At 66.3% G+C, this 25,892-nt stretch carries 25 protein-coding genes; 10 read left to right on the forward strand and 15 right to left on the reverse strand.

Translation table 11 applies throughout. The annotated features are described in order from the left end of the window. Positions 1–6 precede the first annotated feature (6 nt). The gene (locus V9L20_RS19165) at positions 7–393 is read right to left on the reverse strand and encodes a RidA family protein (RefSeq protein WP_337297767.1); all 387 of its coding nucleotides are present in this window, start codon (positions 391–393) and stop codon (positions 7–9) included. Between the two features lie 184 nt (positions 394–577). Between V9L20_RS19165 and V9L20_RS19170 the strand changes: the two genes are divergently transcribed. The 8 genes from V9L20_RS19170 to V9L20_RS19205 all read left to right on the forward strand — a co-directional run bounded on the left by V9L20_RS19170 (position 578) and on the right by V9L20_RS19205 (position 9,867). Beyond that, a complete protein-coding gene (locus tag V9L20_RS19170; protein ID WP_337297768.1) occupies positions 578–2,152 on the forward strand; it encodes an ABC transporter substrate-binding protein in 1,575 nt (524 codons plus the stop codon). Between the two features lie 43 nt (positions 2,153–2,195). Further along, a complete protein-coding gene (locus V9L20_RS19175; protein ID WP_126745582.1) occupies positions 2,196–3,137 on the forward strand; it encodes an ABC transporter permease in 942 nt (313 codons plus the stop codon). 8 nt (positions 3,138–3,145) lie between these two features. Continuing rightward, positions 3,146–3,985: an ABC transporter permease gene (locus V9L20_RS19180; RefSeq protein WP_126745583.1), complete on the forward strand. Its 840-nt coding sequence runs from the start codon at positions 3,146–3,148 to the stop codon at positions 3,983–3,985. After that, on the forward strand, positions 3,985–5,022 hold the full coding sequence (locus V9L20_RS19185; RefSeq protein WP_126745584.1) for an ABC transporter ATP-binding protein: 1,038 nt from the start codon (positions 3,985–3,987) through the stop codon (positions 5,020–5,022). The genes V9L20_RS19180 and V9L20_RS19185 overlap by 1 nt, the downstream gene beginning before the upstream one ends. A 148-nt stretch (positions 5,023–5,170) precedes the next feature. After that, on the forward strand, positions 5,171–6,148 hold the full coding sequence (locus V9L20_RS19190; RefSeq protein WP_337297769.1) for an ABC transporter ATP-binding protein: 978 nt from the start codon (positions 5,171–5,173) through the stop codon (positions 6,146–6,148). Between the two features lie 2 nt (positions 6,149–6,150). Further along, positions 6,151–7,467, forward strand: a complete 1,317-nt coding sequence (locus tag V9L20_RS19195) for an amino acid deaminase (protein ID WP_337297809.1) — start codon at positions 6,151–6,153, stop codon at positions 7,465–7,467. A gap of 13 nt (positions 7,468–7,480) precedes the next feature. Further along, positions 7,481–8,392 carry a MurR/RpiR family transcriptional regulator gene (locus V9L20_RS19200; RefSeq protein WP_126745587.1) on the forward strand — a complete coding sequence of 304 codons (912 nt, stop codon included), beginning with the start codon at positions 7,481–7,483 and terminating at the stop codon, positions 8,390–8,392. After that, complete coding sequence (locus tag V9L20_RS19205; protein ID WP_337297770.1) at positions 8,389–9,867, forward strand: N-acyl-D-amino-acid deacylase family protein; 1,479 nt, start codon at positions 8,389–8,391, stop codon at positions 9,865–9,867. The genes V9L20_RS19200 and V9L20_RS19205 overlap by 4 nt, the downstream gene beginning before the upstream one ends. Before the next feature lie 230 nt (positions 9,868–10,097). Here V9L20_RS19205 and V9L20_RS19210 read toward each other — a convergent pair whose 3' ends face one another. Next, a complete protein-coding gene (locus V9L20_RS19210; RefSeq protein WP_337297771.1) occupies positions 10,098–11,036 on the reverse strand; it encodes a class I SAM-dependent methyltransferase in 939 nt (312 codons plus the stop codon). 68 nt (positions 11,037–11,104) lie between these two features. On the opposite strand from V9L20_RS19210, the gene V9L20_RS19215 reads away from it, so the two are divergent. Both V9L20_RS19215 and V9L20_RS19220 read left to right on the forward strand, forming a co-directional pair. Continuing rightward, positions 11,105–12,085 (forward strand): LysR family transcriptional regulator, encoded by a 981-nt coding sequence (locus V9L20_RS19215; RefSeq protein ID WP_337297772.1) that lies wholly within the window; start codon positions 11,105–11,107, stop codon positions 12,083–12,085. 61 nt (positions 12,086–12,146) lie between these two features. Beyond that, complete coding sequence (locus tag V9L20_RS19220; RefSeq protein WP_337297773.1) at positions 12,147–12,755, forward strand: flavin reductase family protein; 609 nt, start codon at positions 12,147–12,149, stop codon at positions 12,753–12,755. 24 nt (positions 12,756–12,779) lie between these two features. Here the strand turns inward: V9L20_RS19220 and V9L20_RS19225 are convergent, their stop codons facing one another. From V9L20_RS19225 to paaA, 13 genes are all read right to left on the reverse strand, one after another. Next, the gene (locus V9L20_RS19225; protein WP_337297774.1) at positions 12,780–13,574 is read right to left on the reverse strand and encodes a CPBP family intramembrane glutamic endopeptidase; all 795 of its coding nucleotides are present in this window, start codon (positions 13,572–13,574) and stop codon (positions 12,780–12,782) included. Beyond that, positions 13,571–14,131, reverse strand: a complete 561-nt coding sequence (locus V9L20_RS19230) for a methyltransferase family protein (protein WP_337297775.1) — start codon at positions 14,129–14,131, stop codon at positions 13,571–13,573. Before V9L20_RS19230 ends, V9L20_RS19225 begins: the two co-directional genes overlap by 4 nt. Before the next feature lie 30 nt (positions 14,132–14,161). Then, the gene (locus V9L20_RS19235) at positions 14,162–14,920 is read right to left on the reverse strand and encodes an SDR family NAD(P)-dependent oxidoreductase (protein WP_337297776.1); all 759 of its coding nucleotides are present in this window, start codon (positions 14,918–14,920) and stop codon (positions 14,162–14,164) included. Continuing rightward, positions 14,920–16,971 carry a phenylacetic acid degradation bifunctional protein PaaZ gene (paaZ, locus tag V9L20_RS19240; RefSeq protein ID WP_337297777.1) on the reverse strand — a complete coding sequence of 684 codons (2,052 nt, stop codon included), beginning with the start codon at positions 16,969–16,971 and terminating at the stop codon, positions 14,920–14,922. Before paaZ ends, V9L20_RS19235 begins: the two co-directional genes overlap by 1 nt. 148 nt (positions 16,972–17,119) lie before the next feature. After that, positions 17,120–17,851 carry an ABC transporter ATP-binding protein gene (locus V9L20_RS19245; RefSeq protein WP_337297778.1) on the reverse strand — a complete coding sequence of 244 codons (732 nt, stop codon included), beginning with the start codon at positions 17,849–17,851 and terminating at the stop codon, positions 17,120–17,122. Continuing rightward, on the reverse strand, positions 17,848–19,758 hold the full coding sequence (locus tag V9L20_RS19250; protein WP_337297779.1) for a branched-chain amino acid ABC transporter ATP-binding protein/permease: 1,911 nt from the start codon (positions 19,756–19,758) through the stop codon (positions 17,848–17,850). Before V9L20_RS19250 ends, V9L20_RS19245 begins: the two co-directional genes overlap by 4 nt. Beyond that, on the reverse strand, positions 19,755–20,783 hold the full coding sequence (locus V9L20_RS19255; RefSeq protein ID WP_337297780.1) for a branched-chain amino acid ABC transporter permease: 1,029 nt from the start codon (positions 20,781–20,783) through the stop codon (positions 19,755–19,757). Before V9L20_RS19255 ends, V9L20_RS19250 begins: the two co-directional genes overlap by 4 nt. Positions 20,784–20,985: 202 nt before the next feature. Next, positions 20,986–22,131: an ABC transporter substrate-binding protein gene (locus V9L20_RS19260; RefSeq protein WP_337297781.1), complete on the reverse strand. Its 1,146-nt coding sequence runs from the start codon at positions 22,129–22,131 to the stop codon at positions 20,986–20,988. Between the two features lie 39 nt (positions 22,132–22,170). Then, on the reverse strand, positions 22,171–23,265 hold the full coding sequence (paaE, locus tag V9L20_RS19265; RefSeq protein WP_337297782.1) for a 1,2-phenylacetyl-CoA epoxidase subunit PaaE: 1,095 nt from the start codon (positions 23,263–23,265) through the stop codon (positions 22,171–22,173). Between the two features lie 7 nt (positions 23,266–23,272). Then, positions 23,273–23,800 (reverse strand): 1,2-phenylacetyl-CoA epoxidase subunit PaaD, encoded by a 528-nt coding sequence (paaD, locus tag V9L20_RS19270; protein ID WP_443098605.1) that lies wholly within the window; start codon positions 23,798–23,800, stop codon positions 23,273–23,275. After that, positions 23,797–24,576: a 1,2-phenylacetyl-CoA epoxidase subunit PaaC gene (paaC, locus tag V9L20_RS19275; protein WP_258504487.1), complete on the reverse strand. Its 780-nt coding sequence runs from the start codon at positions 24,574–24,576 to the stop codon at positions 23,797–23,799. The genes paaD and paaC overlap by 4 nt, the downstream gene beginning before the upstream one ends. Positions 24,577–24,585: 9 nt before the next feature. Beyond that, positions 24,586–24,882, reverse strand: coding sequence for a 1,2-phenylacetyl-CoA epoxidase subunit PaaB (gene paaB / locus V9L20_RS19280; protein ID WP_126745601.1), 297 nt, complete (start codon positions 24,880–24,882; stop codon positions 24,586–24,588). Further along, the gene (gene paaA, locus V9L20_RS19285; protein WP_337297784.1) at positions 24,879–25,892 is read right to left on the reverse strand and encodes a 1,2-phenylacetyl-CoA epoxidase subunit PaaA; all 1,014 of its coding nucleotides are present in this window, start codon (positions 25,890–25,892) and stop codon (positions 24,879–24,881) included. Before paaA ends, paaB begins: the two co-directional genes overlap by 4 nt.

A 25,892-nucleotide genomic window follows, 5' to 3' on the forward strand; every position in this document is an offset into this window, starting at 1 on the left:
CGCCGCTTACTTCGGCTTGTAGGCCACCACGTCGATCTCGACCTTGGCGTCGACCATCAGGCGCGCCTCGGTGGTCGAGCGCGCCGGCTTGTTTTCACCGAAATAGCTCATGTAGATGCGGTTGAAGGCACCAAAGTCGCGCGCGTCCTGCAGCCACACGGTGCTCTTGCACACGTCGTCGAGCGTGGCGCCGGCCAGCGCGAGCACCTTCTTCAGGTTTTCCATTACCTGGCGCGTCTGCGCCTCGATGCCGCCCACCACGATCTCGCCTTCTGCATTGGCAGGCACCTGGCCCGACACGTAGATGAAATCGCCCGCGCGTACGGCCGGCGAGAAGGGGCGGACCTGGCGGTCCGAGGCGACGGGCGGGGCGCCGAGGTATTCGAGCGGCATGGGAAAACTCCTGAAGTGAGAAAGAAGAAAAGAGGATCGCAAGTATCGATCCAATCTGAAAATTAGTTTCAGAAAACCCCTTAAACAAGGGTTAACACGGATGATTTGGCATGAATACTGCTTCAAAGTCCGGGCCGAAAAGAAAATTTCTTTCAAACCTGCCCGCCCCATGAAGGAGTTCCCCATGCCTCACGCCGGTCTTGTCCAGCGCCTGCCGCACCTGTCCAAGCGCAGCCTGCTGGGCGCTTCCCTGCTTGCGCTGCTGTGCGCCGCGTTGCCCCAACAGCCGGCCCAGGCCCAGGGCCCGCGCAACTTTGCCACGCTGGCCATGGTGGCCGAGCCGCAGACGCTCGACCCGATGGCCTCGACCGCAGACCTGGTCGGAACCATCATGCAGCACGTGTATGAAACGCTCTACACATTCGACGCCAAGTGGAACGTGGTGCCGATGCTGGCCGAGAGCAGCCCCAAGATCTCCACCGACGGCAAGACCTACGCCATCACCCTCCGCAAGGGCGTGATGCTGCACAACGGCCGCGAACTCACGGCCGACGACGTGGTGGCCAGCCTGCAGCGCTGGATGGACCAGTCGCCGCGCGGCAAGGCCGTGGGCAAGGAAGTCGAGAGCCTCAAGGCCAAGGGCCCGCTGGGCGTGGAGATCGTTTTGAAGGCGCCGTATGCGCCGCTGCTGTCGCAGCTTGCGCTGCCGAGCGGCATGGCCGCCATCATGGCCAAGGACTCCATCGCCTCGCCGCTGAAGGATTTCGTCGGCACCGGCCCCTACAAGTTCAAGGAGCGCCGGCCCGACCAGTTCGTGCTGCTCACGCGCTTCGACAAATACACAGCGCGCAAGGAGCCCGCAAGCGGCTACGGCGGCAAGCGCGAAGCAGCGATTGAAGAACTGCGCTTCGTGCCCGTGCCCAATGCGAGCACGCGCGTCGAAGGCGCCCTGGCCGGCCAGTACGACTTTGCCGACCTGCTGCCCGTCGAGGCGCTGCCTCGGCTCGAAAAAGCCGGTGGCAAGACCGTGCCGATCATGACGCCGTCGTTCGGCTTTCCGTACCTGGTGCTCAACACCAAGGAAGGCGTTGCCTCCAACCAAGCCATCCGCCAGGCCATTCAAACGGCGCTCGGCGAGGGCGAGATGCTCGCAGCCGGCTTTGGCGACACGCGCTTCTTCGTGGCCGAGGGCAACCACTTTCCGAAAGGCTCGCCGTTCTATTCGGCGGCCGGCGCCACGCTGTACAACGAACGCAACGCGCCCAAGGCCAAGGAGGCCGCGGCCAAGGCCGGCTACAAGGGCGAGCCGATCCGCGTGCTCACCAGCCGCCAGTACGACTTTCACTACAACATGTCGCTCCTGATGGCCGAGCAGCTCAAGCGCGCCGGGTTCAAGGTCGACCTCAACGTGGTCGACTGGGCCACGCTGGTGCAGCGCCGCAACGATCCCAAGCTCTGGGACATCTACGTCACCCACTCGGGCCAGTTCCCAGAGCCGATGCTCTCGCCTCCGCAACTCGGCGACGGTGCGCCCGGCTGGTGGGACACGCCTGCTAAGAAGGCGGCGCTGCAGGCCTTCAATGTCGAAAGCGACCCGGCCAAGCGCGGCGCGCTGTGGGGCAAGGTGCAGCAGGTGGTCTACGAAGAGGTGCCGTACATCAACGTCGGCAAGTTCAACGGCCTCTCGGCCAAGAGCCCGGCGCTGGACAACTACCAGCCGGCCACCTGGCCGTTCTTCTGGAACGCCCGGATCAAGTAATGGCGCCGTCCGCTCTCGCATCGGCTCGACAAGACCGCACCCCATGATCCGCTACATCGCTTCGCGCGCCGCCGGCATGCTGGTGGTGCTCGCCATCGTGGCGGTGCTCGTCTTCGTGCTCACGCGCGCGGCCTCGGGCGATCCGGTGTCGGTGCTGCTGGGCGACCAGGCCACCGCCGCCGACATTGCCCGCGTGCAGAAGGAATACGGCCTGGACAAGCCGTTGCCCGTGCAGTTCGGCTATTGGCTGCGCGAGGTGCTGCAGGGCAACCTTGGCACCTCCATCTTCCTGCAGCGGCCGGTCACGCAGGCGCTGTGGGAGCGGGCCGAACCGACCACGCTGCTCGCGCTCATGGCCGTGGCCATTGCGGCGCTGATCGGCGTGCCCTGCGGCATTGTCTCGGCCGTGTTCCGCGGCCGCGTCGTCGACCAGCTGTTCACAGGCATTGCGATGCTCGGCGCCAGCATTCCGAGCTTCTGGCTCGGCATCGTGCTGATCCAGATCTTCGCAGTGTCGTTCGGCTGGTTTCCGGTGTCCGGCTACGGCGCGCCCGATGCGCCGTTCGCCGAGCGGCTGCATGCGCTGGTATTGCCGGCCACGGTGCTCGGCCTCTTGAACTCGGCGCTCATCATCCGCTTCACGCGCGCCTCGATGCTCGACGTGCTCGGCGAGGACTATGTGCGCACCGCGCGCTCCAAGGGCCTGAGCGAGAGCGTGGTCGTGCTCAAGCATGCGCTGCGCAATGCATTGGTGCCCATCGTCACGGTGATCGGCCTCACGGTCGCGCTGATGATCGGCGGCGCCGTCATTACCGAAACCGTATTCGGCCTGCCGGGTGTCGGCAACCTGGTGGTGAGCGCGGTGCTGCGACGCGACTACCCGGTGATCCAGGGCGCGTTGCTCGTGATCGCGGCGATCTACGTGCTGATCAATTTCTCCATCGACCTGCTGTATGCGGTGGTCGATCCGCGCGTGAAGGTTTGAGAGAAAAAATGCAAATGCCCCGAATGCTCCGCCAGCTGATGCACCGACGCATCGTGATGGTCTCCGCGCTGGTGCTGCTGGTCATCGCGGTCATGGCCATCGGCGCCCCGCTGTTCGCCTCCATCGATCCCAACGACACCGCCGTGCTGCAACGCCTGAAGGGGCCGAGCGCCGAGCACCTGCTTGGCACCGACGAGTTGGGCCGTGACATGTACTCGCGCATCGTGCATGGTGCCCGCTACTCGCTGGCGATTGCGGCGCTCACCGCGCTCGGCGCGGTCGTCGCCGGCACCGTGCTGGGTCTCATGGCCGGTTTCTTTCGCCGCCTCGACGCGCCGCTGATGCGCGTGGTCGACGCGATGATGTCGTTCCCAGACATCCTCCTGGCCATCGCGCTCGTCGCGATACTCGGCCCTTCGCTCATCAACACGGTGCTGGCGCTGGTGCTGGTCTACACCCCACGCGTGGCGCGGGTGGTGCGGGCCTCGACGCTGGTGGTGCGCGAGCTGCTGTTCGTCGAAGCGGTGCGTGCATTGGGCGTACGCACCTCGCGCATCCTGTGGCGGCACATCCTGCCCAACCTGATGTCGCCGATCCTCGTGCAGGTGTCGTTCATCTTTGCCTACGCCATCCTGGCCGAGGCGGGGCTCTCGTTTCTCGGCGTCGGCGTGCCGCCCGAAATTCCGACCTGGGGCACCATGGTCGCGGGCAGCCAGCAGTACGCGCACCAGGCCTTCTGGGTGGTGCTGTTTCCGGGGCTCGCCATCATCTTTACCGCGCTCTCGCTGCAGCTGCTGGGTGACGGCGTGCGCGACCTGCTCGACCCCAAACTGAAGAAGACGCTGTGATGACGACCCCCACGAACACACCGCGTCTCCAGGTCAGCAACCTGAGCACCAGCTTTCCCACCGAAGACGGCCTCATCCGCTCGGTGGCCGACGTGAGCTTCTCGATCCAGCCCGGCAAGACGACGGCGCTGGTGGGCGAATCGGGCTCGGGCAAGTCGGTCACCAGCCTCACGCTGATGCGCCTCTTGCCAAAGACTGCGAATGCGCAGGTCAGCGGTTCGGCTTCTTTCGTCACCCGCGAAGGCAAGTCGCTCGACCTGCTGCAGATCGGCGAGCGCGAAATGCGCAGCCTGCGCGGCAACCAGCTGTCGATGATCTTCCAGGAGCCGATGACCAGCCTGAACCCGGTCTTCACCATCGGCGAGCAGATTGCCGAGAGCGTGCGGCTGCACAAGGGCCTCGACCGCAAGGCGGCCATGGCCCATGCGCTGCGCATGCTGGAGCTGGTCGAGATTCCGGCCGCGGCGCAGCGCATTCACGAGTACCCGCATCAGCTGTCAGGCGGCATGCGCCAGCGCGTGATGATTGCGCTGGCCATGGCCTGCGACCCGACGCTGCTGATTGCCGACGAGCCCACCACCGCGCTCGACGTGACCATCCAGGCGCAGATCCTCGAACTCATGCGCCGGCTGCAGGCCGAGACGGGCATGAGCATCCTCTTCATCACCCACAACCTCGGCGTGGTCGCGCACCATGCGGATGATGTGGTGGTGCTGTACGCAGGTCGCGTGGTCGAGAGCGCACCCGTGCGGCCGCTGTTCGCGCAGCCTGAGCATCCATACACCCAAGGGCTCCTGGCCTGCCTTCCGGGCAAGGCGCGCCTGCCGGGGCAGCCCAAGCCGAAGCGGCTGTTCGCGATTCGCGGGCAGGTGTCGAGCCCGCTCGCGCCGCCGCCGGGCTGTGCATTCGAGCCGCGCTGCGACCATGCGGTGGCAGGGTGCAAGGAGGCGATGCCTCCGCTCATCGATATCCGGCAAGACCGCCAGGTGCGCTGCACTCGGGTGCAGCCGGATGCGCAACTTGCGAGGGTTGCATGAGCCGCCCGCCGCTGACCCCGTCTTGCTCCCTCCCCTTCCGGGGGAGGGTTGGGGTGGGGGCTCTGGGCGGTGGAGACCGTCGCAACAATAAAACGCCCGCGTGCCCCCACCCCAGCCCTCCCCCGGAAGGGGAGGGAGAAAGTCCACAATGACCACCGCCGCTCCCCTCATCGAAGTCCGCAGCCTCAAGAAATACTTCGGCAGCAGCGACCGCCCGGTGCGCGCGGTCGACGATGTGTCGTTCGCCATCCGCCCCGGCGAAACACTGGGCCTCGTCGGCGAATCGGGCTCGGGCAAGAGCACCATCGGCCGCACCGTGCTGCGGCTCGTAGAGCGCACCGATGGCCAGGTGCTCTACCGCGGCGACGACATCGGCGCACTCTCGGGCGAGCGCATGCGCAAACTGCGCAGCAAGCTGCAAATCATTTTTCAGGACCCGTATGCAAGCCTGAACCCGAAGATGCGCATCAGCGCCATCCTCGGCGAGGCGCTGTCCACGCACGGCTTGCACAAGGGCGCCGCCGCGCGCGACAAGCGCATTGCCGAGCTGCTTGAAACCGTGGGCCTGCGCGCCGAGCATGCGAGCCGCTTTCCGCACGAGTTCTCGGGCGGCCAGCGACAGCGCATCGGCGTGGCACGCGCGCTTGCGGTCGAGCCCGAGTTCATCGTGGCCGACGAGCCGCTGTCGGCGCTCGACGTGTCGATCCAGTCGCAGGTCATCAACCTGCTGGCCGACCTGCGCGAGCGGCTTGGGCTGACCATGCTCTTCATCTCGCACGACCTCGACGTGGTCGAGTACCTGTGCGACCGCGTGGTGGTGCTCTACCTCGGCAAGGTGATGGAAGTGGCCGAGACCGACGAGCTGTTCGCGCGTCCCTCGCATCCCTACACCCAGGCGCTGCTGGCCGCGAGGCCGAAGCCCGACCCGACGCTGGCCACCGAACGCATCGCCCTCAAGGGCGACATTCCCAGCCCCATCTCGCCGCCATCGGGCTGCGTGTTCCGCACCCGCTGCCCCCACGCCATCGAGGCCTGCGCTCAGACCGTGCCGCCGCTCGAAGAGATTTCCGTCGGACACTACAGCGCCTGCATCCGCAAAGAGCTGCTCTCCAACAATGCCGCATGACCATGACCGACATCACCGCCGCCACCGACAACATCAACGATTTCAACGACCCCCTGCTGGGCAGCAGCTTCAAGGGCTACCCGCGCACCCAGCCGCCGCGCCGCCGCAGCGAAGTAGGCGCCGCGGGCTGGAACGTGCTCGCGGGCGACCTGCCGCTGCCGCTGGCCGTGCTCAAGCGCGAGGCGCTCGAGCACAACCTGGCCTGGATGCAGTCGCGCGTGCGCGAGTGGGGCATCGACCTGGCGCCGCACGGCAAGACCACCATGTCGCCGCAGCTCTTCCAGCGCCAGCTCGACGCCGGCGCCTGGGGCCTGACCTTTGCCACGGTCACGCAGCTTGCCGTGGGCGTGGCGGCCGGCGCACGCCGCACGCTCATCGCCAACCAGGTGGTCAGCGACGAAGACCTGGCCGGAATCCAGCTGCTGCTGCAGGCGCATGTCGACCTGCGCATCGTGTTCCTGGTCGATTCGCTCGCGCAGCTTGCGCTGATCGAAGACTGGGCGAAACGCCATCCGGCGAGCGTGCCTTTCGAGGTCATGATCGAGATCGGTGTCGAAGGCGCGCGCACCGGTTGCCGCACGCATGAGGAAGCCGTGGCCCTTGCCACGCGGCTTCGCGCGAGCGATGCGGTCAAGCTCGTGGGCATCGAAACCTACGAAGGGCAGGGCGCCACCGGCGCCAGCGACGCCGACACGGCCTACGCCACCACGCTGATGGACCGCGTGGAAGCCATCGCACGCCATTGCGACACCAAGCAGCTGTTCGAAACCCCCGAGGTGCTGGTCTCCGCCGGCGGCTCGGCCATCTTCGACCTGGTGGCCGGCCGTTTGAAGCCCGCGCTGGGTTCGCCCGTGCGTGGCCTGCTGCGTTCGGGTTGCTATGTCACGCACGACCACGGCTTTTACAAGCGCATGGTGAGCGCGGTGGACGAGCGGCTGGGCTGCGATTGCGGCGAGAGCCTGCGCCCCGCCATGGAGGTGTGGGCCACCGTGCAATCGCGGCCCGAACCTGGCCTGGCGATTCTTGCAGTCGGCAAGCGCGACATTTCCTTCGATCTCTCGATGCCGGTGCCGATCGCACGCGCGCCCCGCGGCATGCTTGAGGCGGAGCCCGTTCCCGCCGGCTGGAAGATCACCGCGCTGAACGACCAGCACGCCTACCTGCGCTGGGACGCCTCCGAAGAAGCGCAGGCACCCGTGGTGGGCGACCGCGTCGGCCTGGGCATTTCGCACCCCTGCACCACCTTCGACAAATGGCACTGGATGCCGGTGGTCGAAGAGAACTACCGCGTGAGCGACGCCGTCGCCATGCACTTCTGAGCCACGCCAACCGATGACTCCTTCATTGCTTCAGAAGATCGGCGAGATCCGCAGCAGCGCGCCTGCCACGCGCCGCGCGATTCTCGACCTGATCCTCGAAGACCCCGACCGCGCGCTCGAGGAAAGCTTCGAGCAGCTGGCCGAGCGCTCGGGCAGCTCCGTGCCCACCATCATGCGCACTTGCCGCGACCTGGGCTTTGCGGGACTGCGCGAGTTCAAGCTCGCTCTCGCGCAAGAGCTCGCGCTGGGCGGCTCGCCGCTGCACCGGCGCGTGAACATCGAGGACGCGGCCGACGAAGTCGTCAGCAAGATCGCGCGCAGCGCGGCGGCGTCGGTCTCGGGTGTGCGCGGGCAGCTCGACATGCAGGTGCTCGAAGGAGCCGTAGCCGCCATTGCGGCCGCACCGCACGTCGACTTGTACGGTGCGGGCGCCACCTCGTGGTTCATGGCCAACGACCTGCAGGCGCGGCTCTTCAGGCTCGGTCTTTCAGCCAATGCCTGGGCCGACTACCACCTGCAGCAGGTGGCGGGTGCGGCGCAGCGTCCGGGTGGCGTGGTCATTGCCATCTCGCACGTGGGCGGCATGCCTTCGCTGCTCGACGCAGTGGACATCGCGCGCGGGCAGGGCGCCAAGGTGGTCGCGCTCACGCGGCCGGACACAGCGCTGGCGGCGAAGGCCGACTTCCTGCTGGGCCTGTCCGTGCCCGATGACGCCGTGATGCACGTGGGCATCGATGCCTACCTGACACACCTCACCGCCATCGAGATTCTCACGGTGCTGGTGGCGCAGCGGCGCGGCGAGCCCGCGGTGCAACGGCTGCAGCGTGCGCGCGAGGCCTTCCAGCGCCACGGCATCGACGCCGCGACGCATCCGCTGCAAAGCTGGGACGGCGGCGGCATCAATACAGGGGGCCGTGCATCGTGAGCGGAGAAGCCAAAGCCATATTGCTCGAGGCCGGCCTCGTGGTCGACGGCTCGGGCGGGCCTTCATGGACTGGCGACGTGCTGCTGCAGGGCGATCGAATCGTTGCGCTTGGCGAAGGCCTGCGTGAGCGGCTGCCCGAAGGCCTTGCGCTGGCCGATATCGAGATCGTCGACTGCCGCAAGAAGGTGATAGCCCCCGGCTTCATCGACGCGCACACGCACGACGACGCCATCGTGCTGCGCGACCCGCTCTGCCTGCCCAAGGTATCGCAGGGCATCACCACCGTGGTGACAGGCAACTGCGGCATTTCGCTTGCGCCCTACCGCACGCCGCAATCCAAGCCGCCGCTCACGCTGCTGGGCGCCGAGTCGTTCAAGCACGCCACCATGGCCGAGTACCGCGCGGCTGTCGATGCGACGCAGCCCGCGCTCAACGTCGCGGCGTTGGTGGGCCACACCACGTTGCGCTTCGCGGCGATGGAAGCGCTCGACCGCCCCGCGAGCGCCGACGAACTGGCGCGGATGGCGGCGCTGCTCGACAGCAGCATGGCCGAGGGTGCGCATGGCATGTCGTCGGGTCTGTTCTACGAAGAAGCGTTTGCCGCTCCCGCCGAGGAAGTGACTGCGCTCGCACGCGTCGTCGCAAGGCACGGCGGCGTCTACGCGACGCATCTGCGCAGCGAAATGCAGCAGATCATCGAGGCACTGCATGAAGCGGGCGACACGGCTTTCAGCGCCGGCGTGCCGCTCGTCATTTCGCACCACAAATGCGCCGGCCCCGCCAACTGGGGCCGCACGAAGGAAACGCTGCCGCTGATCGAGGCGCTGGCGGAGCGGCAGAAAATTTCGATGGACGTGTACCCCTATGTGGCCGGCTCCACCGTGCTGCGCGAAGACCTGGTCGACGGCGTCATCGACGTGCTGCTGACCTGGTCCGACCCGCACCCCGAGATGACCGGCCGCCTCATCTCCGACATTGCGCGCGAATGGGGCACCACCGAACAGGAGGCGTGCCTGCGCCTGAAGCCCGGCGGCGCCTGCTACTTCCAGATGCAGGAAGAAGACGTGGAGCGCGTCATCGCGCATCCGCTCACCATGATCGGCAGCGACGGCCTCCCGCACGACCGCCACCCGCATCCGCGGCTGTGGGGCGCATTCCCACGTGTGTTCGCGCGCTACTGGCGCCAGCGCCGCCTGTTCACGCTGGAGCAGGCCGTGCACAAGATGACGGGCATGACGGCGCGCAACCTGCGCATCGCCGACCGCGGGTTGCTGCGCGTGGGTGCCATGGCCGACGTGGTGGTGTTCGACCCGGAGACCATTGCCGACACCGCAACCTATGACAAGCCGCATGGTGTGAGCCTGGGCGTGGAGCGGGTGTTCGTGAATGGGGTGCTGGCGTATCGCGGCGGCGGCGCCGAGGCGAAGGTGCTGGCTCGGGCGGGGCGGATGCTTAGCCGGGGGCTGAGGGCGTAATTCATCCGGGGCGCGTGCAAAGGCCACCGGGTACTCCCCTCCGCGAATGTCCCCCGGGCTTCGCCCTCCTCCTTTATTTCGCTGCGTGGAGCACCCGATGGCCTGTGCACTGGGGCACGCTCTCAATTTGTCGCAGGGCAATCGGTACTCTGAACAAATGTTTTCTCCGTCGGCGGGATCGGTCCGGAGCGCCCCGCGCCGCGGTGCGCCTGATAGGGCCTCGTGCGGATTCAGAGGGCGGACATCGCACCGCTGACAAGGCGGGCGTGCGCGATGTGCGCGGCCCGGGCCGGCTGCAAGCCGCTAGTCCCTGCCGCGTCATAGCGTGCGAGCGCATGGTCGCCATCGAAGTCCTCCACCAGCAGCAAACCAGCATCAAGCAGCACTGCCTTCAAGGTAGCCGGGTCAAAACCCGAGAGGAACGCTTCGCCGACGGAGGCCACCTTGCTTCTCAATCTGCGGAAGCTTTCGACTTCCTCGTGATCGGCGTCACACAAGATAGCCTCGTCCACATAGGTGAAAACCAGTTCGCTTCCGGCGGGGGCATATGAAGCGATCGCGCGGAGAGTGGCGAGGTTAGCCTCCCGCGTCAGATACATGGTGACCCCGAGCCACGAGAAGAAAGTCGGCTGCATGGTTTGGAAAGAGGATCGCCCCAGGGCCGATCCCAGCGTTTCGACGGCCAGGTCGGCCTCGACGAAATGTACGTCGGCGGATTCGGGAACCCCGCATCTCTGCAAGCACTGTCGCTTCATGCGCTGGGTCGCGGGGTGGTCGACCTCATAGATCGTCAGCCCTTCGGCCCAAGCTGGACGGCGGCAGATGAAGCTGTCGAAACCCGCACCGATGATCACGTACTGTGCGACGCCCTGCGCAACGGCGGCCTTCAGTGCATCCTCGGTGTAGCGGCTTCGTAAGATTACGTCCGCATATGCAGGGTTGGCGCGCAGCGCGGCGTCGAGAATCTTGTCGGGCGCTTCTGCGACTTCGAAGCGCCTGGATGCATCCACGCTCTGCAATGCCCGCTCGCGCAGGGCTATTCGCACCGCGTCAGGAATCAGGCGGTCGCCCCATGGATCGTTCAACAGCGGAACTGGGTCGCCCCGCGTATGAAGTGCTCGCATCAGCGAGGTGGCAACGGCGGTGCGGCTGGCATCTGAAGGGTTCACAAGGGTCTCCGTGCTTTGGGGCGCGAAGTGTCAGCCAGGGTCTCGAATCTGTACAGTGCATTGTTCTCATGCTTCAGCTGCACAAAATGAACTCATTGGATCTCAATCTACTTGCCGCACTCGACGCACTGCTGGGCGCAGGAAGTGTGGCAGGGGCCGCGCAGCGCATGCATCTGAGCGCTCCCGCCATGAGCCATACGCTGGCGCGCATCCGGGACGCACTCGGCGATCCGATTCTTGTGAGAGCCGGCCGCAAGCTGATTCCGACGCCAAGGGCGGATGCCTTGCGCGAGCCGGTGCGCCGCCTGATCGCCGAAGCGAGAATGTTGATGCAACCGGATGGCGGCGTACCGCTGGCGCGTGTGGAGCGCGAGTTCACGGTGCGGGCGCCCGAGGGGATGGGAATTGTCTATGGCGCCACATTGCTTGCTGCACTTCGGAAAGACATTCCTTTGGCGCGGCTGCGCTTCGTTCCCGAAAGCAATAGCGATGCGATGGCGCTGCGCGAAGGCAGGATCGATCTGGACGTAGGGACCTTGTTCGACAAGGGCCCCGAAGTCCTGAGTTCTCTGCTCTATGAACAGCGGATTGTCGGCGTGGTCCGGGCCGAACATGAACTGCTGAAGGCACGCATTACGCCAAAGCGTTTCGCCGCCCAGCAACACGTGGCTGTCATCCAACGTGGCATGGCGAAGGAGACTGTCGACCGACTTCTGGCCGAGATAGGCGTTGCGAGACAAATTGCATTGACTGTGCCCAGTGGCTACGGTGCATTGATGGCGGTCGCACGTTCGGCATTGGTCGCCTGTGTGCCGGAATCGTTGGCTCGAACCGTGGCGGATGGGCTCGGCTTGGAGATTTTCAAGCTGCCTGTTGCGGTTCCTGCCGAGCGAGTGCTGCAGGCTTGGCACCCGCGGGACGACGCCGACCCGGCGCATCGGATCTTGCGGACTTGCGTTGCTTCTGTGTCGAAAGATGCGAGCTTTGGCCCACTTGCAGCACGCGGCGGTGAAATGGTGTCGCACCGCGCACTTCTGGCACGAAGATGACGAATGTCCGTCTTCGTGGGTCGCTTGCCGCGACTCGACCTTCCTTTCTTCGACAATCTTCATGAACGCTATTCACCGTCGACCAGTCCCCCTGGCCAAGGCCTACCGCCTGATCAACCACGGCCCCACCGTCCTCGTGAGCGCGGCGCACGGCGGACAGCGCAACATCATGGCGGCGGCTTGGGCCATGCCGCTGGACTTCAATCCGCCCAAGGTGGCCGTGGTGCTCGACAAGAGCACGTGGACGCGAACGCTGATCGAAGGCGCGGGCACCTTTGCGCTGCAGGTGCCCGCGCGCGCCCAGCTCGACCTGACGGAAGCCCTGGGCAACAGCTCGGGCCGCGAGATCGTCGAGCGCGACGGGCGGGACAAGTTCGCGGCCTACGGGCTGCAGACTTTTGCCGGCACCGCCGGTACGGCGCCCTTGCTGGAAGGCTGCGTGGCCTGGCTCGAATGCCGGCTGCTGCCGGAGCCGCACATTCAGCAAAGCTACGACCTGTTCCTGGGCGAGGTGATCGCCGCAGAGGCCGACTCGCGCGTGTTTGCCGAAGGGCGCTGGAACTTCACCGGGCATGATGACCTCCGGACGCTGCACCATGTGGCGGGCGGTCACTTCATTGTCGATGGCGACGCGGTGGATGCGCGGCCTTTCGCGCCCGTACAGACTTAGTTTCTTGAACGGCGGCAGCCCGGATCAGGGCGCCGGCCGGCGCGCAATGGGCGCCACCAGCATGTGCCGCAAAGCCAGTACGCCGCACACCGTTGCAAGCAAGATTGCCAGCAGGGCCAGCGCGGTGTCCGCGAGCGAAATGGTTTCGGGCAGGTCGCTCAGGAAAATCGTGCCGGTGTTGTAGGCCGCATGCAGCGCGATGCACGGAATGAGCGAGCGTGTGCGCTCATAGAGCCATCCGAGCACCGTTCCCATGACCAGACCCACGACAAACTGGTAGATGTTCATGTGTGCCACGCCGAAGAGCAACGCCGAGCCCAGGATGGCCTGCCACCTCGAATAGCGCTGCAGGAAACCCCGCAGCACGATGCCGCGGAACAGCATTTCCTCGAGCAGGGGCGCCATCACGCAAACGGCCAGCGTGGCGGCTACGCTGCCGTCGGCCATGCGGCTGAACATCGATTCCTCCCAGGCCGAAAGCGGCGCGACCAGCACCAGCAGGTTCATCGCGGTCACTATCACCACCATCAGCCCGGGCACCAGCAGCAGCACTGGCGGCACGATCAGCACCAGCGTGGCCCTGGCGGAGGCCGGAGACTGGTGAAACAACTCGCGATAGGTGAGCTGCTGGAAGTGCATGACGCCGGCAAAGACGCAGCCGTTGCCCAGCACGGCGGCAAGCACGCCAAGCTGCATGTCGTTCAGTCCGAGCCAGCGGTTGGCGTCGCGCAGTGCAACGGCAATGACGAACTCGCAGAGGAACAGTGCCAGGAACAGGAGGGCGGCTTGCGGCCCGCTGGGAAAGCCCTGGCTCTTCACAGCAGGAAAGGAATGAAGCGCCTCGTGCGGCGCATGTAGTCGCGGTAGGCATCGCCGAAATGCGCGATGCATTCCTTTTCATCGCTGCGCGCCGTCAGAAACAGCAGCACCGTGGCCGCCAGCACCAGCGCAAGGGTGAGCCAGGTGAACTGCTTGAGGAAGGCGCCCCAGGCCAGCAGCATCAGCGCCGTGTACATGGGGTGGCGAATGTAGCGGAAGGCGCCGGTACTGACGATGGACGAGGTTTTCTCGAAACCGTAGAGCGCCGGATCGTCGTTGCGCGCCTCGGTCGGCTTGCCATGGACCTTGAGCAGCCTCACCGCATGGATCGGCAGCCAGATCGAGAGGGCCAGCAGCACGCAGGAGAGCAGCTGCGTGAACGACAGCGGGTCGACATGCCACACCGGCAGGTTCACGATGATGAGCACCAGCATGCACTCCCACGCGAAGAAGCGGTAGAAGCCGTGCGAGCCCGGCTGGCGCAGCGGCCCGCGCGAAACGTAGAGCAGCGCGGCCGTGCCGGCGACAAAAAGAAAGATCTGAAACCAGAGGAGCATGGCGGCCGAATTTACACGGCCCGCCCGACTTCAGCCAGAGATGGAGAAGCCTCCGTCCACAGGAATGGCCGTCCCGGTCACGTAATCGGAGGCTTGGCTCGCAAGAAACACCGCCGTGCCCGCAATATCGGCCGGCTTGCCCCAGCGGCCGGCGGCGGCGCGGGCCACCACCCGGTCGTACAGGCCCGGAATCTGGCTGCGGGCGCCGTCGGTCAGTTCGGTCTCGAACCAGCCCGGGAGAATCGCGTTGACCTGGATGTTGTCCGCCGCCCATGAAAGCGCGGTCGACTTGGTGAGCTGCACGATGCCCGCCTTGCTCGCGGCATAGGCCGGGGCGTAGGGTGCGCCGAAGATCGACATCATCGAGCCGATGTTGATGATCTTGCCGCCGCCCGCCTTCTTCAGGTGGGGATGTGCGGCCCGGCTGCACAGGAAGGCGCTGGTCAGGTTGGTGTCCATCACCTTGTGCCACTCGTCCAGAGCCAGTTGGTCGACCGGCTTGCGCACCGTGGTGCCGGCGTTGTTGATGAGGATGTCGAGCCTGCCGCAGCGCGCAGCCGCTTCGTCGAAGGCCTTCTGCACCGAGGCTTCATTGGCCACATCGACTTCGAGCGCAAAGCTGTCGCTGCCCAGCGCCTTGAGCGCTTCGACCGCGGCGGCCGATTTCTGGGCATTGCGCGCGGCAACGATGACGCGGGCGCCGGCTTGGGCAAGGCCCTGGGCCATGCCCAGGCCGATGCCGCCATTGCCGCCGGTGACGAGTGCTGTTTTTCCTGTGAGATCGAACATCAGGTGGATTCTGGTTTCTTGGAGACGAGGGTCAGGATATCGTAGCTCGCGACCAGCTCGCCGTCCTGGTTGGTCACCTCCACATCCCAGGCCACCACGCCCTGGCCCTGGCCGCTCGCGTCCTTCTTGTTGCGGTCGATCTTGCGCTTGCAGGTCAGTCGCGCGCGGATGGTGTCGCCAATGCCCACCGGCTTGACGAAGCGCAGCGTGTCGAGCCCATAGTTGGCGAGCACCGGGCCCGGCGCGGGCGATACGAAAAGGCCCGCCGCCGCCGACAGCACGAAGTAGCCGTGCGCAATGCGCTTGCCGAAGGGCGACTCCTTCGCCGCCACTTCGTCGAAGTGCATGTAGAAATAGTCGCCCGAGATGCCGCCGAAGGCCACGATGTCGGCCTCGCCGACCGTGCGGCGGTGCGTGAGCAATGAGTCGCCGATGCGCAGGTCTTCGAAATGGCGGCGGAAGGGGTGCACCTCGCTTTCGCGCACCGCCGCGCCGCGCACGTGCTCGCAGGTGATCGCGGCCAGCATGGTGGGCGAGCCCTGCACCGCGGCGCGCTGCAGGTAGTGCTTCACGGCGCGCAGGCCGCCGAGCTCTTCACCGCCGCCCGCGCGGCCGGGGCCGCCGTGCTTGAGCTGCGGCAGCGGAGAGCCGTGGCCGGTCGATTCGGCGGCCGCTTCGCGGTCGAGCACCAGCAGGCGGCCGTGCCATGCGGCAGCCACCGGAATGGCCTTGGCCGCAATGGCCGCGTCGCGCGTGACCAGCGTGCCCACCAGGCTGCCGCGGCCTCGCGCGGCCAAAGCGAGCGCTTCGTCGATGCCGTCATAGGACATGAGCGTGCTGACGGGGCCGAAGGCTTCGACATCGTGCGCGGCATCATGTTCGAGCGGCTTGCGGCTCAAGAGCAGCGTGGGCGCGAAGAAGGCGCCGTCGTTCACGCCGTCGCCTACCGGCGAGAAGCCGTCGCGCTCGCCGTAGACCAGTTCGGCGCCTTGCAGCAGCGTGGCGACGCGTTCGGCCACGTCGGTTTTTTGCGCATGCGAGGCGAGCGCGCCCATGCGCACCTCTTCGCGTGACGGATCGCCGATGACTGTCTTTGCGAGCCGCGCGCGCAGCCGTTCGGCCACCGCATCCAGGTGCTGGCGCGGCACGATCGCGCGGCGGATGGCGGTGCACTTCTGGCCGGCCTTGATGGTCATCTCGCGCGCCACCTCTTTCACGAAGAGGTCGAACTCCTCGTCGTCCGGCGTCACGTCGGGCGCGAGGATTGCGCAGTTGAGTGAATCGGCCTCGGCGTTGAACGGTATCGAATGGCGAACCAAGTTCGGGTGCACGCGCAGCTTGGCGGCGGTGTCGGCCGATCCGGTGAAGGTGACCACATCGGCACTCCCGAGCCGGTCGAGCAGGTCGCCCGTGCCGCCGACCACGAGTTGCAGGCTGCCTTCCGGCAGGATGCCCGACTGCACGATGAGCCGCACCAGCGCCTCGGTCAGGTAGCTGGTCGCCGTGGCCGGCTTGCCGATGCACGGCATGCCCGCGAGAAAGCTGGGGGCGAACTTTTCGAGCAGGCCCCACACCGGAAAGTTGAACGCATTGATGTGCACCGCCACGCCGCCGCGCGGCACCAGGATGTGCGTGCCCGCAAACCCGCCCTTCTTGCCGAGCGGAAAGGCCGGGCCTTCATGCACCAGGTTGCCGGAGGGCAGCTCATTGGTGCCGATGCCCGCGTAGGCGCTGAGCGTGCCGGCGCCGCCTTCGATGTCGATCCAGCTGTCGGCGCGGGTCGCGCCTGTGTGGGCGGAGATGGCGTAGAGCGTTTCCTTGTGCGTGGCCAGGTACTTGGCCAGTGCCTTCAGGCGCTCGGAGCGTTGCTGGAAGTCGAGAGCCATCAGCGCGGGGAGGCCGACTTTGCGTGCGTGGTTCAACGCCTCGGCGAAGTCGATGGCCTCGGCATGCGTGCTGGCCACGGGCTGGCCGTTGACGGCGCTGCGCAGCTGCTGCGCGCTTTCCTTGCCGATCCAGCGGCCGGCGATGTAGCTTTGAAGGGTGGTCATGGTGATGTCCTTTGGCTTTGTATTGCTCCTTCCCCTTCCGGGGGAAGGCTGGGATGGGGGCAGGCGGCGTTGGTTCGGCGCAGTGCTTTATCAAGTGCCGTCGTGCCCCCACCCAACCCTCCCCCGGAAGGGGAGGGAGGAAGACGGTTCAATGTTTGTTGCCGATGCCCAGATAGGTATCGATGATTCGCTGGTCGTGCAGCAGGTCGCCTGCATTGCCTTCAAGCGCCACTGCGCCTATCTCGAGCACATAGGCCCGGTCGGCCACTTGCAGCGCGGCGCGTGCGTTCTGCTCCACCAGCAGCACCGAGACCCCATGGCTGCGCAGTTGCGACACCACGCGCAGCACTTCGCGCACCACAAGCGGCGCCAGGCCCAGCGAGGGTTCATCGAGCATCAGCAGTCGCGGGCGCGCCATCAATGCGCGGCCGATGGCCAGCATCTGCCGCTCGCCGCCCGAGAGCGTCGAAGCCAGCTGCGGCTTGCGCTCGCGCAGGCGCGGAAAGATCTCGAACACTTCTTCCATGCGTGCACGCTGGTCGCGCTTGCCCTTGCGCCACTGGTAGAAGCCGCCGAGCAGAAGGTTGTCTTCGACCGACATGTCGCCGAACAGCTCGCGCCGCTCGGGCACCAGCGCCACGCCGCGCGCCACCATGGTCTCGACGCCGGGGCGCGCGATGCGTTCGCCATGCAGCGAGAGGCTTCCGGTGGAAGGAAGCAGTCCCATCGCCGCGCACAGCAGCGTGGTCTTGCCCGCGCCGTTGGGCCCGATGACGGTGACGATCTCGCCTTCGTTCACATGCAGGCGCACGCTGTGCACCGCCTCCACGGTACGGTAGGCAACGCAGAAGCCGTCGAGCTGAAGGAGCGGATGGCTCATCGCGCGTCCTCCAGCAGCTGGTCGTCGGCACCACCCAGGTAAGCCTCGAGCACGCGCGGGTTGGCCTGCACTTCAGCCGGCGTGCCAGTCGCGATGACGGTGCCGAACTCCAGCACGGTGATGCGGTCGGCGAGGTTCATCACAAATTCCATGTCATGTTCCACCACGAGAATGCCGAGGCCTTCGGCGCGCAACTGGCTCAGCAGCACGGAAAGCGCGCGCTTCTCCAGGTGACGCAGGCCCGCGGCGGGTTCGTCGAGCAGCAGCACCGAGGGTTGGCCGGCCAGCGCGCGCGCAATCTCGACCACGCGCTGCTGTCCGAGCGAAAGTGATGCGGCCGGCGTATCGGCATGCTCGCCAAGGCCGCAGCGCTCGATCTGGCGGCGGGCTTCGGTCATCAGCGCGGCTTCTTCCGCGCGGTCCAGCCGAAGCATGGCGGCGAGCCATCCGCGCCGGGCACGCAGGTGCGCGCCCAGCGCCACGTTCTCGACCACGCTGCGCTGGCCGAGCAGGCGCACATGCTGGAAGGTGCGGCCGAGGCCGAGCGCGGCAAACACGCGCGAGGGCCTGGCGGCCATCGGCTGGCCGGCGAGCCGCACTTCGCCCGAGCTCGGATCGTCCACGCCCGAGATCATGTTGAAGAAGGTGCTCTTGCCCGCGCCGTTCGGCCCGATCAGTGCATGGATCTCGCCCGCCTTCAGCGTCATCGAGATGTCGTTGTTGGCCACCAGGCCGCCGAAGCGCTTGCTGACGTTGGTGGCCTGCAGCATGACCTCGCCCTTGGCGGGCAGGTTGCGCTGTACCAATTGCACCGCACTCGCCGAGGGCTGCGAAGCATCGATTCCAGCACCGGCATGCGGGCGCACCCAGCGCCTTGCAATGCGCGCCAGCGTCGGCCACAGGCCATCCGCAAAGCGCTGCAGCACAAAGAGCATGAGCAGGCCGAACACGATCACCTCGAAATTCCCGCTGCTGCCGAGCAGCGAGGGCAGCACGTCCTGCAGCTTTTCCTTGAGCAGCGTGATGAGCGCAGCGCCCAGAACCGCGCCCCACAGGTGCCCCGCGCCGCCGACCACCGCCATGAACAGCAGCTCGATGCCGATGTTCAGGTTGAAAGGCGTGGGGTTCACAAAACGCTGCAGGTGCGCATAGAGCCAGCCCGACACGGCCGCCAGCAGGGCCGCAAGCACGAAGAGCTTCACGCGGTGGCGGGCGGTGTCCACCCCCATCGACTCGGCCATGAGCCGCCCGCCCTTGAGCGCGCGAATCGCGCGGCCTTCGCGCGAATCGAGCAGGTTGTGCATGGCCCACAGCGCCAGCAGCAGCACGGCCCAGATCACCACGCCAAGCGCGCGCGGCGTGGCCAGCGAGAAGCCGGCAATCACCAGCGGCGGCACGCCGGTGATGCCTGTTTGCCCACCGAGGAAATCCATGTTGCCGAACAGGTAGTAAAGGCTGAGGCCCCAGGCAATGGTGCACAGCGGCAGGTAGTGCCCCTGCAGCTTGAGCGTGACCGCGCCAAGGGCCCATGCCAGCGCGAATGTCAGCAGCAGGCCCAGCAGCAGCCCGGCCCATGGCAGCAAGGCAGGGCCGACGATGCCGCCCATCCACGCCGCCGCGGTGGGCGAGGTGCAGACCCACGCGGTCGCGTACGAGCCCACGCCCACGAATGCGGCCTGGCCGAAGGAGGTCATGCCGCCTACGCCCGTCAGCATGACCAGCCCGACCGCAACCAGTGCATAGAGCCCGATGTTGCTGAGCACCGATACCGTGAACTCCGGCAGGAAGCCCCAGGCCGCTGCAAGCAGCACGACAAAGCCGAGCGTGAGCTGCTGCGGCGTGACCAGCGCTCGGCCGGTGGACGGCGGCGCGGCGCCAGCGGTGTTGTTGGCGGAGGTGTCGTTCATTCCTCGTCCTCCACATGATGGCTGTGCAGCGACCGCCACCACAGCACCGGGATGATCAGCGTGAAGACCAGCACTTCCTTGAACGGGCTGGCCCAGAACGAAGCAAAGGCTTCGAGCTGGCCGACCAGCAGCGCGCCCGCCAGCGCCAGCGGATAGCTTGCGAGCCCTCCCACGATCGCGGCGACAAAGCCCTTGAGGCCGATCAGGAAGCCGGTGTCGTAATACACCGTGGTGAGCGGCGCAATCAGCAGGCCCGAGATCGCGCCGATGAGCGCTGCGAGCGCAAAGCTCAAGTCACCCGAAAGCCCCGTCGGAATGCCCGACAGGCGAGCGCCCACGCGGTTGATGGCGGTGGCGCGCAGCGCCTTGCCGATCATCGAGCGGCCGAAGAAAAGGAACATTGCAATCACCAGCAGCAGCGTGACGCCCACCACCACCAGCGACTGCCCGCTGACGGGAATGCCGCCCATGTCAAAGCGCTCTTCGGAAAACGGCGCGGTGCGATAGCCCTCGGCGCCGAAGAAGAGCAGGCCCAGCCCCACCAGCACGCCATGCAGCGCCACCGAGACGATCAGCAGCATCAGCACGCTGGCATCGGCCAATGGCCGGTAGGCAAGGCGATAGAGCAGCGGCCCGAGCGGCGCGATCAACACCAGCGTGGTAACGGCTTGAGCCGCCATCGAGGTGGGCTTGAGCAGCAATACCAGCGCGGCGGCGGCCAGCGGCAGCACGACGCACCACGCAAGCGCGGAAGCCCAGTCGACCACTGCGCCGCGCTTCCAGCGCCAGAACTCGACCACCAGCACCATGGCCGCGAGCGCAATCAGCAGCCACAGCGTGGCCGGCACCCGGCCCGTTTGCAGCATTGCCATCGAGAGCGCCCCGAAGGCGACGAACTCACCCTGGGGAATGAAGATGACGCGCGTGACCGAGAACACCAGCACAAGAGCAAGCGCCATCAATCCATAGACGGCACCGTTCACGATGCCGTCCTGCCCCAGCAAAAGGGCGATCTGCAGATCCATAGAAAACCTTTGGGCTCAGCCCTTGTATCGAATCAGTGTCCGGCGCCTGTCTCTTCAGCTGGGACTTGTATTGCTCCTTCCCCTTCCGGGGGAAGGCTGGGATGGGGGCAAGCGCTTGCCTTCACAGCCGCGCGGATGTCGATGCCGTCGTGCCCCCACCCCGACCCTCCCCCGGGAGGGGAGGGAGCAAGGCGAAGACGTGTCAGGGCTGGTATTTCCAGGCGCCGTTTTCGATCTTGACCATGACGCGGGCACGCTGGTCTAGGCCCAGGTGGTCGTTGGCGGTCATGTTGAATACGCCGTGAGCGCCTGCCACGTCCTTCACCTGCTCGAGTGCGTCGCGCAGTGCGGCGCGGAATTCGGGTGTGCCCGGCTGCGCCTTCTTCAATGCAACAGGCACTGCGGACGTCATCAACAGGCCTGCGTCCCACGCGTGCGCGCCGAAGGTCGACACGGTGTTCTTGCCGTTAGCGCCCTCATAGGCGGTCACATAGGCCATGGCCGATTTCTTCACCGGGTGGCTGGCCGGCAGCTGCTCGGCCACCAGCACCGGGCCGGCTGGCAGGAAGGTGCCTTCCACGTCCTTGCCGCCGACGCGCAGGAAGTCGGCATTCGCCACGCCGTGCGTCTGGTACATCTTGCCGGTGTAGCCGCGCTCCTTGAGCGTTTTCTGCGGCAGTGCGGCCGGCGTGCCGGAGCCCGCCACCAGAACCGCGTCGGCCTTGGCGGCCATGATCTTCAGGGCTTGGCCGGTCACGGAGGTGTCGGTGCGCGCATAGCGCTCGTTGGCCACGATCTTGAGCTTCTTCAGCTCGGCCGCCTTCGCGAATTCTTGCGACCAGCCTTCGCCGTACGCGTCGGAGAAACCGATGAAGGCCACCGTCTTCACGCCGCTGGTGGCCATGTGCTCGGCAATGGCCAGCGACATCATGATGTCGTTCTGCGGCGTCTTGAACACCCACTGCTTCTTGGCATCCATCGGCTCGACGATGCGGGCCGAGGCGGCAATGGAAATCATCGGTGTCCTGGCTTCGCTCACCACGTCGATCATTGCGAGCGAGTTGGGCGTGGTGGTGGAGCCCAGCACGATGTCGACCTTGTTCTCTGCAATGAGCTTGCGCGTGTTGGCCACGGCGGCCGTGGTGTCGGAGGCGTCGTCCAGCACGATGTAGTTGATCTTCTGGCCGCCGATGGTCTTGGGCATCAGCGCGATGGTGTTCTTCTCGGGAATGCCGAGCGAGGCGGCCGGGCCGGTGGCCGAGAGCGTCACGCCGACGTTCACATCGGCCCATGCCGCGGCGGCTGTGGCGCACAGCGCGGCAATCACCAGGGGCTTGAAGAATTTCATTTTGGTTTGTCTCCGGGTTGAAAAATCGTTGTTGTGGTGTCAGCGCTCGTCGAACGACAGGGTGACGCGTTCGGTGAGGGGGTGCGCCTGGCAGGTCAGCACGAATCCTGCGGCCACTTCATTCTTGTCGAGCGCAAAATTTCTTTCCATGCGGACTTCCCCCTCCACCAGCTTGGCGCGGCAGGTGCCGCACACGCCGGAGGTGCATGAGAAGGGCACTTCGAGGCCCGCCGCCGAGGCCGCATCGAGAATGCTCGGCTGGCCTTCGGTAAAGGCGATCTCGCGCTGCAGGCCGTCGCGCACGATGGTGATGCGCGCCTGCTTGGCATCGCCGGGCAAGGCCTCGTGCACCACTGCGCCCACCTGGCCTGCCGACGTGGCAGAGGGCAGCGCAACGCCAAAGCGCTCGATGTGGATGCGCTCCTCGGGCACGCCCGCGGCAAGCATCGCAGCCTCGGCCTCGTCGTTCATCTGGAACGGCCCGCAAACGTAGGCATGGTCGATGCCCGCGGCGGGAACCACGGTCTGCAGAAACTCGCCGATCTTTTCGCGGTTCATCACGCCGTGGCCCAGCGGCGAATCGGTGTGCTCGTCGGAGAACACGTGGTGCAGCACCAGCCGCGTCATGTAGCGGTTCTTCAGGTCCTCGATTTCTTCCTTGAACATCGTGGACTGCAGCTGCCGGTTGCCGTAGATCAGCGTGAAGCGGCTGAGCGGCTCGCGCGCCAGCACGGTTTTCATGATGGAGAGAATCGGCGTGATGCCGCTGCCGCCCGCAATGCCGACATGGTGGCGCGCCGCACCGGGTTCGATGGGCACGAAGAAGCGGCCCTGCGGCGCCATCACCTGCACCGTGTCGCCGGGCTGCAGGTGCGCGTTGATCCAGTTGGAGAAAACGCCGCCGCGCACCTTGCGCACACCGACGCGCAGCTCACCGTCGTCCAGGCCGGCGCAGATCGAATACGAACGGCGCAGGTCCTGCCCGTCGATGTCGCGGCGCAGCGTGAGGTACTGGCCCTGGGTAAAGCCGAAGGTTTCCCGCAGGTCGGCCGGTACTTCGAACGACACGATGACTGCCTCGGCCGTGTCGGGCTCGATGGCCTTCACGCGCAGCGGGTGGAAGAGGGTGCTCATCGCTTTGTCAGATCGGCTTGAAATGTTCGAAGGGCTCGCGGCAGGCCATGCAGCGGTAGAGCGCCTTGCATGCGGTGGAGCCGAAGGCGGAAAGGCGTTCGGTGCGTTCGCTCGCGCAGCGGGGGCAGGCGATGCGCTCGCCGCCGGCCATGCGGCCGAAGAGGCGGATGGGCATTGCGGTATTGGCTGCCGCCTCTGGCGTGAGATGCGCGGGCGGTGCGATGCCGTAGGCCTTGAGCTTGGCGCGGCCTTCGCCGCTGATCCAGTCGCTGCTCCAGGCGGGGGCGCGGCGCAGCGTGGCGCGTGCGCGGCCGAGGCCTGCCTGTTCGATGGCGGCGAGCACGTCGTGCTCGATGGCTTCGGTGGCGGGGCAGCCGGAGTAGGTGGGCGTGAGCACGATCTCCAGACCGTCGTCATGCTCGATCACCTCGCGCACGATGCCGAGGTCGCAGACGGACACGGCCGGCACTTCGGGGTCGAGCACCGTATGGAGCACGGCCCACGCCGCATCGACGCGCGATGCGACGGCGTTCACCACACGCCTCCCGGGTAGGAGCGCTGCAGGTGCTGCATCTCGGCGAGGATGTAGCCCATGTGCTCGCTGTGCACGCCCTGCTTGCCGGTGCTCCGAAAGGCAGCTTCCTGCGGCATTGCGAGACCGGCGGCGTCGAGCACCTGCTGCATCTCGGCGAGCCACGGTTCGCGCAATTCGCTCCATGCCGGGCCTAGGCCGGTAGCACTGGCTGCTTCATCCACCGCGTCGCTTTCGAACAGCTCGGGCATGTAGAGCCAGAGCTGCTTAAGCGCCTTTTCCGTACGGCGGCGCGATTCATCGGTGCCATCGCCGAGACGAACCACCCAGTCGCCCGAATGCTGCTGGTGATAGCGCGCCTCCTTCACGGCCTTGCCGGCGATGGCGGCCACCTCGGCATCGCTCGAAGCGGCAAGGCGTTGCCACAGCAGCTTGAGCAGCGTGGCCACCATGGTGTTGCGCACCACGGCAAAGGCGAAGTCGCCGCGCGGAAGCTCGACCAGCGTGAGGTTGAAGTAGTCGCGTTCGTCGCGCAGGTAGGCAAGCTGGTCTTCGTCGTGTTCTCGGCCTTGGCCTTCGAGCTTGCCGGCATGGGTAAGCAGTGCGCGCGCCTGGCCGACCAAGTCGAGCGCAATGTTGGCCATGGCAATGTCTTCTTCCAGCACCGGCGCATGGCCGCACCATTCGCCCAGGCGCTGCGCGAGCACCAGGCAGGTGTCGCCGATGCGCAGCAGGTATTGCACCGTGGGGGTGCGGTTCAGTTCTATGGATGCTTGCATGCCGGCCGCCTACATGTGGTCCACGGACTTGGGCAACGCATAGAAGGTCGGGTGCCGATACACCTTGTCCTCCGCCGGATCGAAGAACATGTCCTTGTCCCCCGGGTCGCTCGCCACGATCTGGTCCGAGCGCACCACCCAGATGCTGCTGCCTTCCTGCCGGCGCGTGTACACGTCGCGTGCCAGCTGGATCGCCATCTTCGGATCGGCCGCGTGCAGGCTGCCGCAATGCTTGTGGTCGAGCCCGGCCTTGCTGCGCACGAACACTTCCCACAGGGGCCACTCTTGTTTCTGTTCGGCGCTCATGCGGCCTCCTTCATGGGTTGCTTGTTGGCGTGGGCCATGGCGGCTTCGCGCACCCATTCGCCTTCTTCCCAGGCATCGACACGGGCCTGCAGGCGCTCACGGTTGCAGGGGCCGTCGCCACCCACCACGCGCCAGAACTCGCTCCAGTCGATCGTGCCGAAGTCGTGCGCCTGGCGCTCTTCGTTCCACTTCAGGTCGGGGTCGGGCAAGGTCACGCCGAGGATGCGCGCCTGCTCCACGGTGGCGTCGATGAACTTCTGGCGGAGTTCGTCGTTGCTGAAGCGCTTGATGCCCCAGCGCATCGATTGCGCGGAGTTGGGCGACTGGTCGTCCGGCGGGCCGAACATCATGATCGAGGGCCACCACCAGCGGTTGACCGCGTCCTGCACCATCGCCTTCTGCGCATCGGTGCCGTGCGTCATCATCGTGAGCAACGCTTCATAGCCCTGGCGCTGGTGAAAGCTCTCCTCGCGGCAGATGCGCACCATGGCGCGCGCATACGGCGCATACGAGCAGCGGCAGATCGGCACCTGGTTCATGATGGCCGCGCCATCGACCAGCCAGCCGATGGTGCCCATGTCGGCCCAGGTGAGCGTGGGGTAGTTGAAGATCGAGCTGTACTTGGCCTTGCCGCTGTGCAGCGCATCGAACATCTGGTCGCGCGAGGTGCCCAGCGTTTCGGCGGCGGCGTACAGGTAGAGGCCGTGGCCGCCTTCGTCCTGCACCTTGGCCAGCAGGATGGCCTTGCGCTTGAGCGTGGGCGCGCGGCCGATCCAGTTGCCTTCGGGCAGCATGCCTACGATTTCGGAGTGCGCGTGCTGGCTGATCTGCCGTACCAGCGTCTTGCGGTAGTGCTCGGGCATCCAGTCTTTTGCCTCGATGAAGTCGCCGGCATCGATGCGCTCATCGAAGCGTTCTTCGAGCCGCATTTCGTCGGCAGAGCGCACGGCCTTTTTCTTGCCGTCGTCGCCTGAGTCCTTGCCCATGGTGTCCATTGCCTGGGTGTACAT

The sequence above is a fragment of the Variovorax sp. CCNWLW225 genome (assembly GCF_037204045.1).
Classification (GTDB): domain Bacteria; phylum Pseudomonadota; class Gammaproteobacteria; order Burkholderiales; family Burkholderiaceae_C; genus Variovorax.

Coding starts and splice junctions, on each gene's coding strand:
- V9L20_RS19255 (WP_337297780.1), bottom strand. CDS start 20,783: ATGGATCTGCAGATCGCCCTTTTGCTGGGGCAGGACGGCATCGTGAAC.
- V9L20_RS19220 (WP_337297773.1), top strand. CDS start 12,147: ATGAACGCTATTCACCGTCGACCAGTCCCCCTGGCCAAGGCCTACCGC.
- paaC (WP_258504487.1), bottom strand. CDS start 24,576: ATGCAAGCATCCATAGAACTGAACCGCACCCCCACGGTGCAATACCTG.
- paaB (WP_126745601.1), bottom strand. CDS start 24,882: ATGAGCGCCGAACAGAAACAAGAGTGGCCCCTGTGGGAAGTGTTCGTG.
- V9L20_RS19235 (WP_337297776.1), bottom strand. CDS start 14,920: ATGTTCGATCTCACAGGAAAAACAGCACTCGTCACCGGCGGCAATGGC.
- V9L20_RS19215 (WP_337297772.1), top strand. CDS start 11,105: ATGCTTCAGCTGCACAAAATGAACTCATTGGATCTCAATCTACTTGCC.
- V9L20_RS19175 (WP_126745582.1), top strand. CDS start 2,196: ATGATCCGCTACATCGCTTCGCGCGCCGCCGGCATGCTGGTGGTGCTC.
- V9L20_RS19230 (WP_337297775.1), bottom strand. CDS start 14,131: ATGCTCCTCTGGTTTCAGATCTTTCTTTTTGTCGCCGGCACGGCCGCG.
- V9L20_RS19250 (WP_337297779.1), bottom strand. CDS start 19,758: ATGAACGACACCTCCGCCAACAACACCGCTGGCGCCGCGCCGCCGTCC.
- paaZ (WP_337297777.1), bottom strand. CDS start 16,971: ATGACCACCCTTCAAAGCTACATCGCCGGCCGCTGGATCGGCAAGGAA.
- V9L20_RS19200 (WP_126745587.1), top strand. CDS start 7,481: ATGACTCCTTCATTGCTTCAGAAGATCGGCGAGATCCGCAGCAGCGCG.
- V9L20_RS19245 (WP_337297778.1), bottom strand. CDS start 17,851: ATGAGCCATCCGCTCCTTCAGCTCGACGGCTTCTGCGTTGCCTACCGT.
- V9L20_RS19185 (WP_126745584.1), top strand. CDS start 3,985: ATGACGACCCCCACGAACACACCGCGTCTCCAGGTCAGCAACCTGAGC.
- V9L20_RS19180 (WP_126745583.1), top strand. CDS start 3,146: ATGCAAATGCCCCGAATGCTCCGCCAGCTGATGCACCGACGCATCGTG.
- paaE (WP_337297782.1), bottom strand. CDS start 23,265: ATGAGCACCCTCTTCCACCCGCTGCGCGTGAAGGCCATCGAGCCCGAC.
- V9L20_RS19170 (WP_337297768.1), top strand. CDS start 578: ATGCCTCACGCCGGTCTTGTCCAGCGCCTGCCGCACCTGTCCAAGCGC.
- V9L20_RS19195 (WP_337297809.1), top strand. CDS start 6,151: ATGACCGACATCACCGCCGCCACCGACAACATCAACGATTTCAACGAC.
- V9L20_RS19165 (WP_337297767.1), bottom strand. CDS start 393: ATGCCGCTCGAATACCTCGGCGCCCCGCCCGTCGCCTCGGACCGCCAG.
- V9L20_RS19260 (WP_337297781.1), bottom strand. CDS start 22,131: ATGAAATTCTTCAAGCCCCTGGTGATTGCCGCGCTGTGCGCCACAGCC.
- V9L20_RS19190 (WP_337297769.1), top strand. CDS start 5,171: ATGACCACCGCCGCTCCCCTCATCGAAGTCCGCAGCCTCAAGAAATAC.
- paaA (WP_337297784.1), bottom strand. CDS start 25,892: ATGTACACCCAGGCAATGGACACCATGGGCAAGGACTCAGGCGACGAC.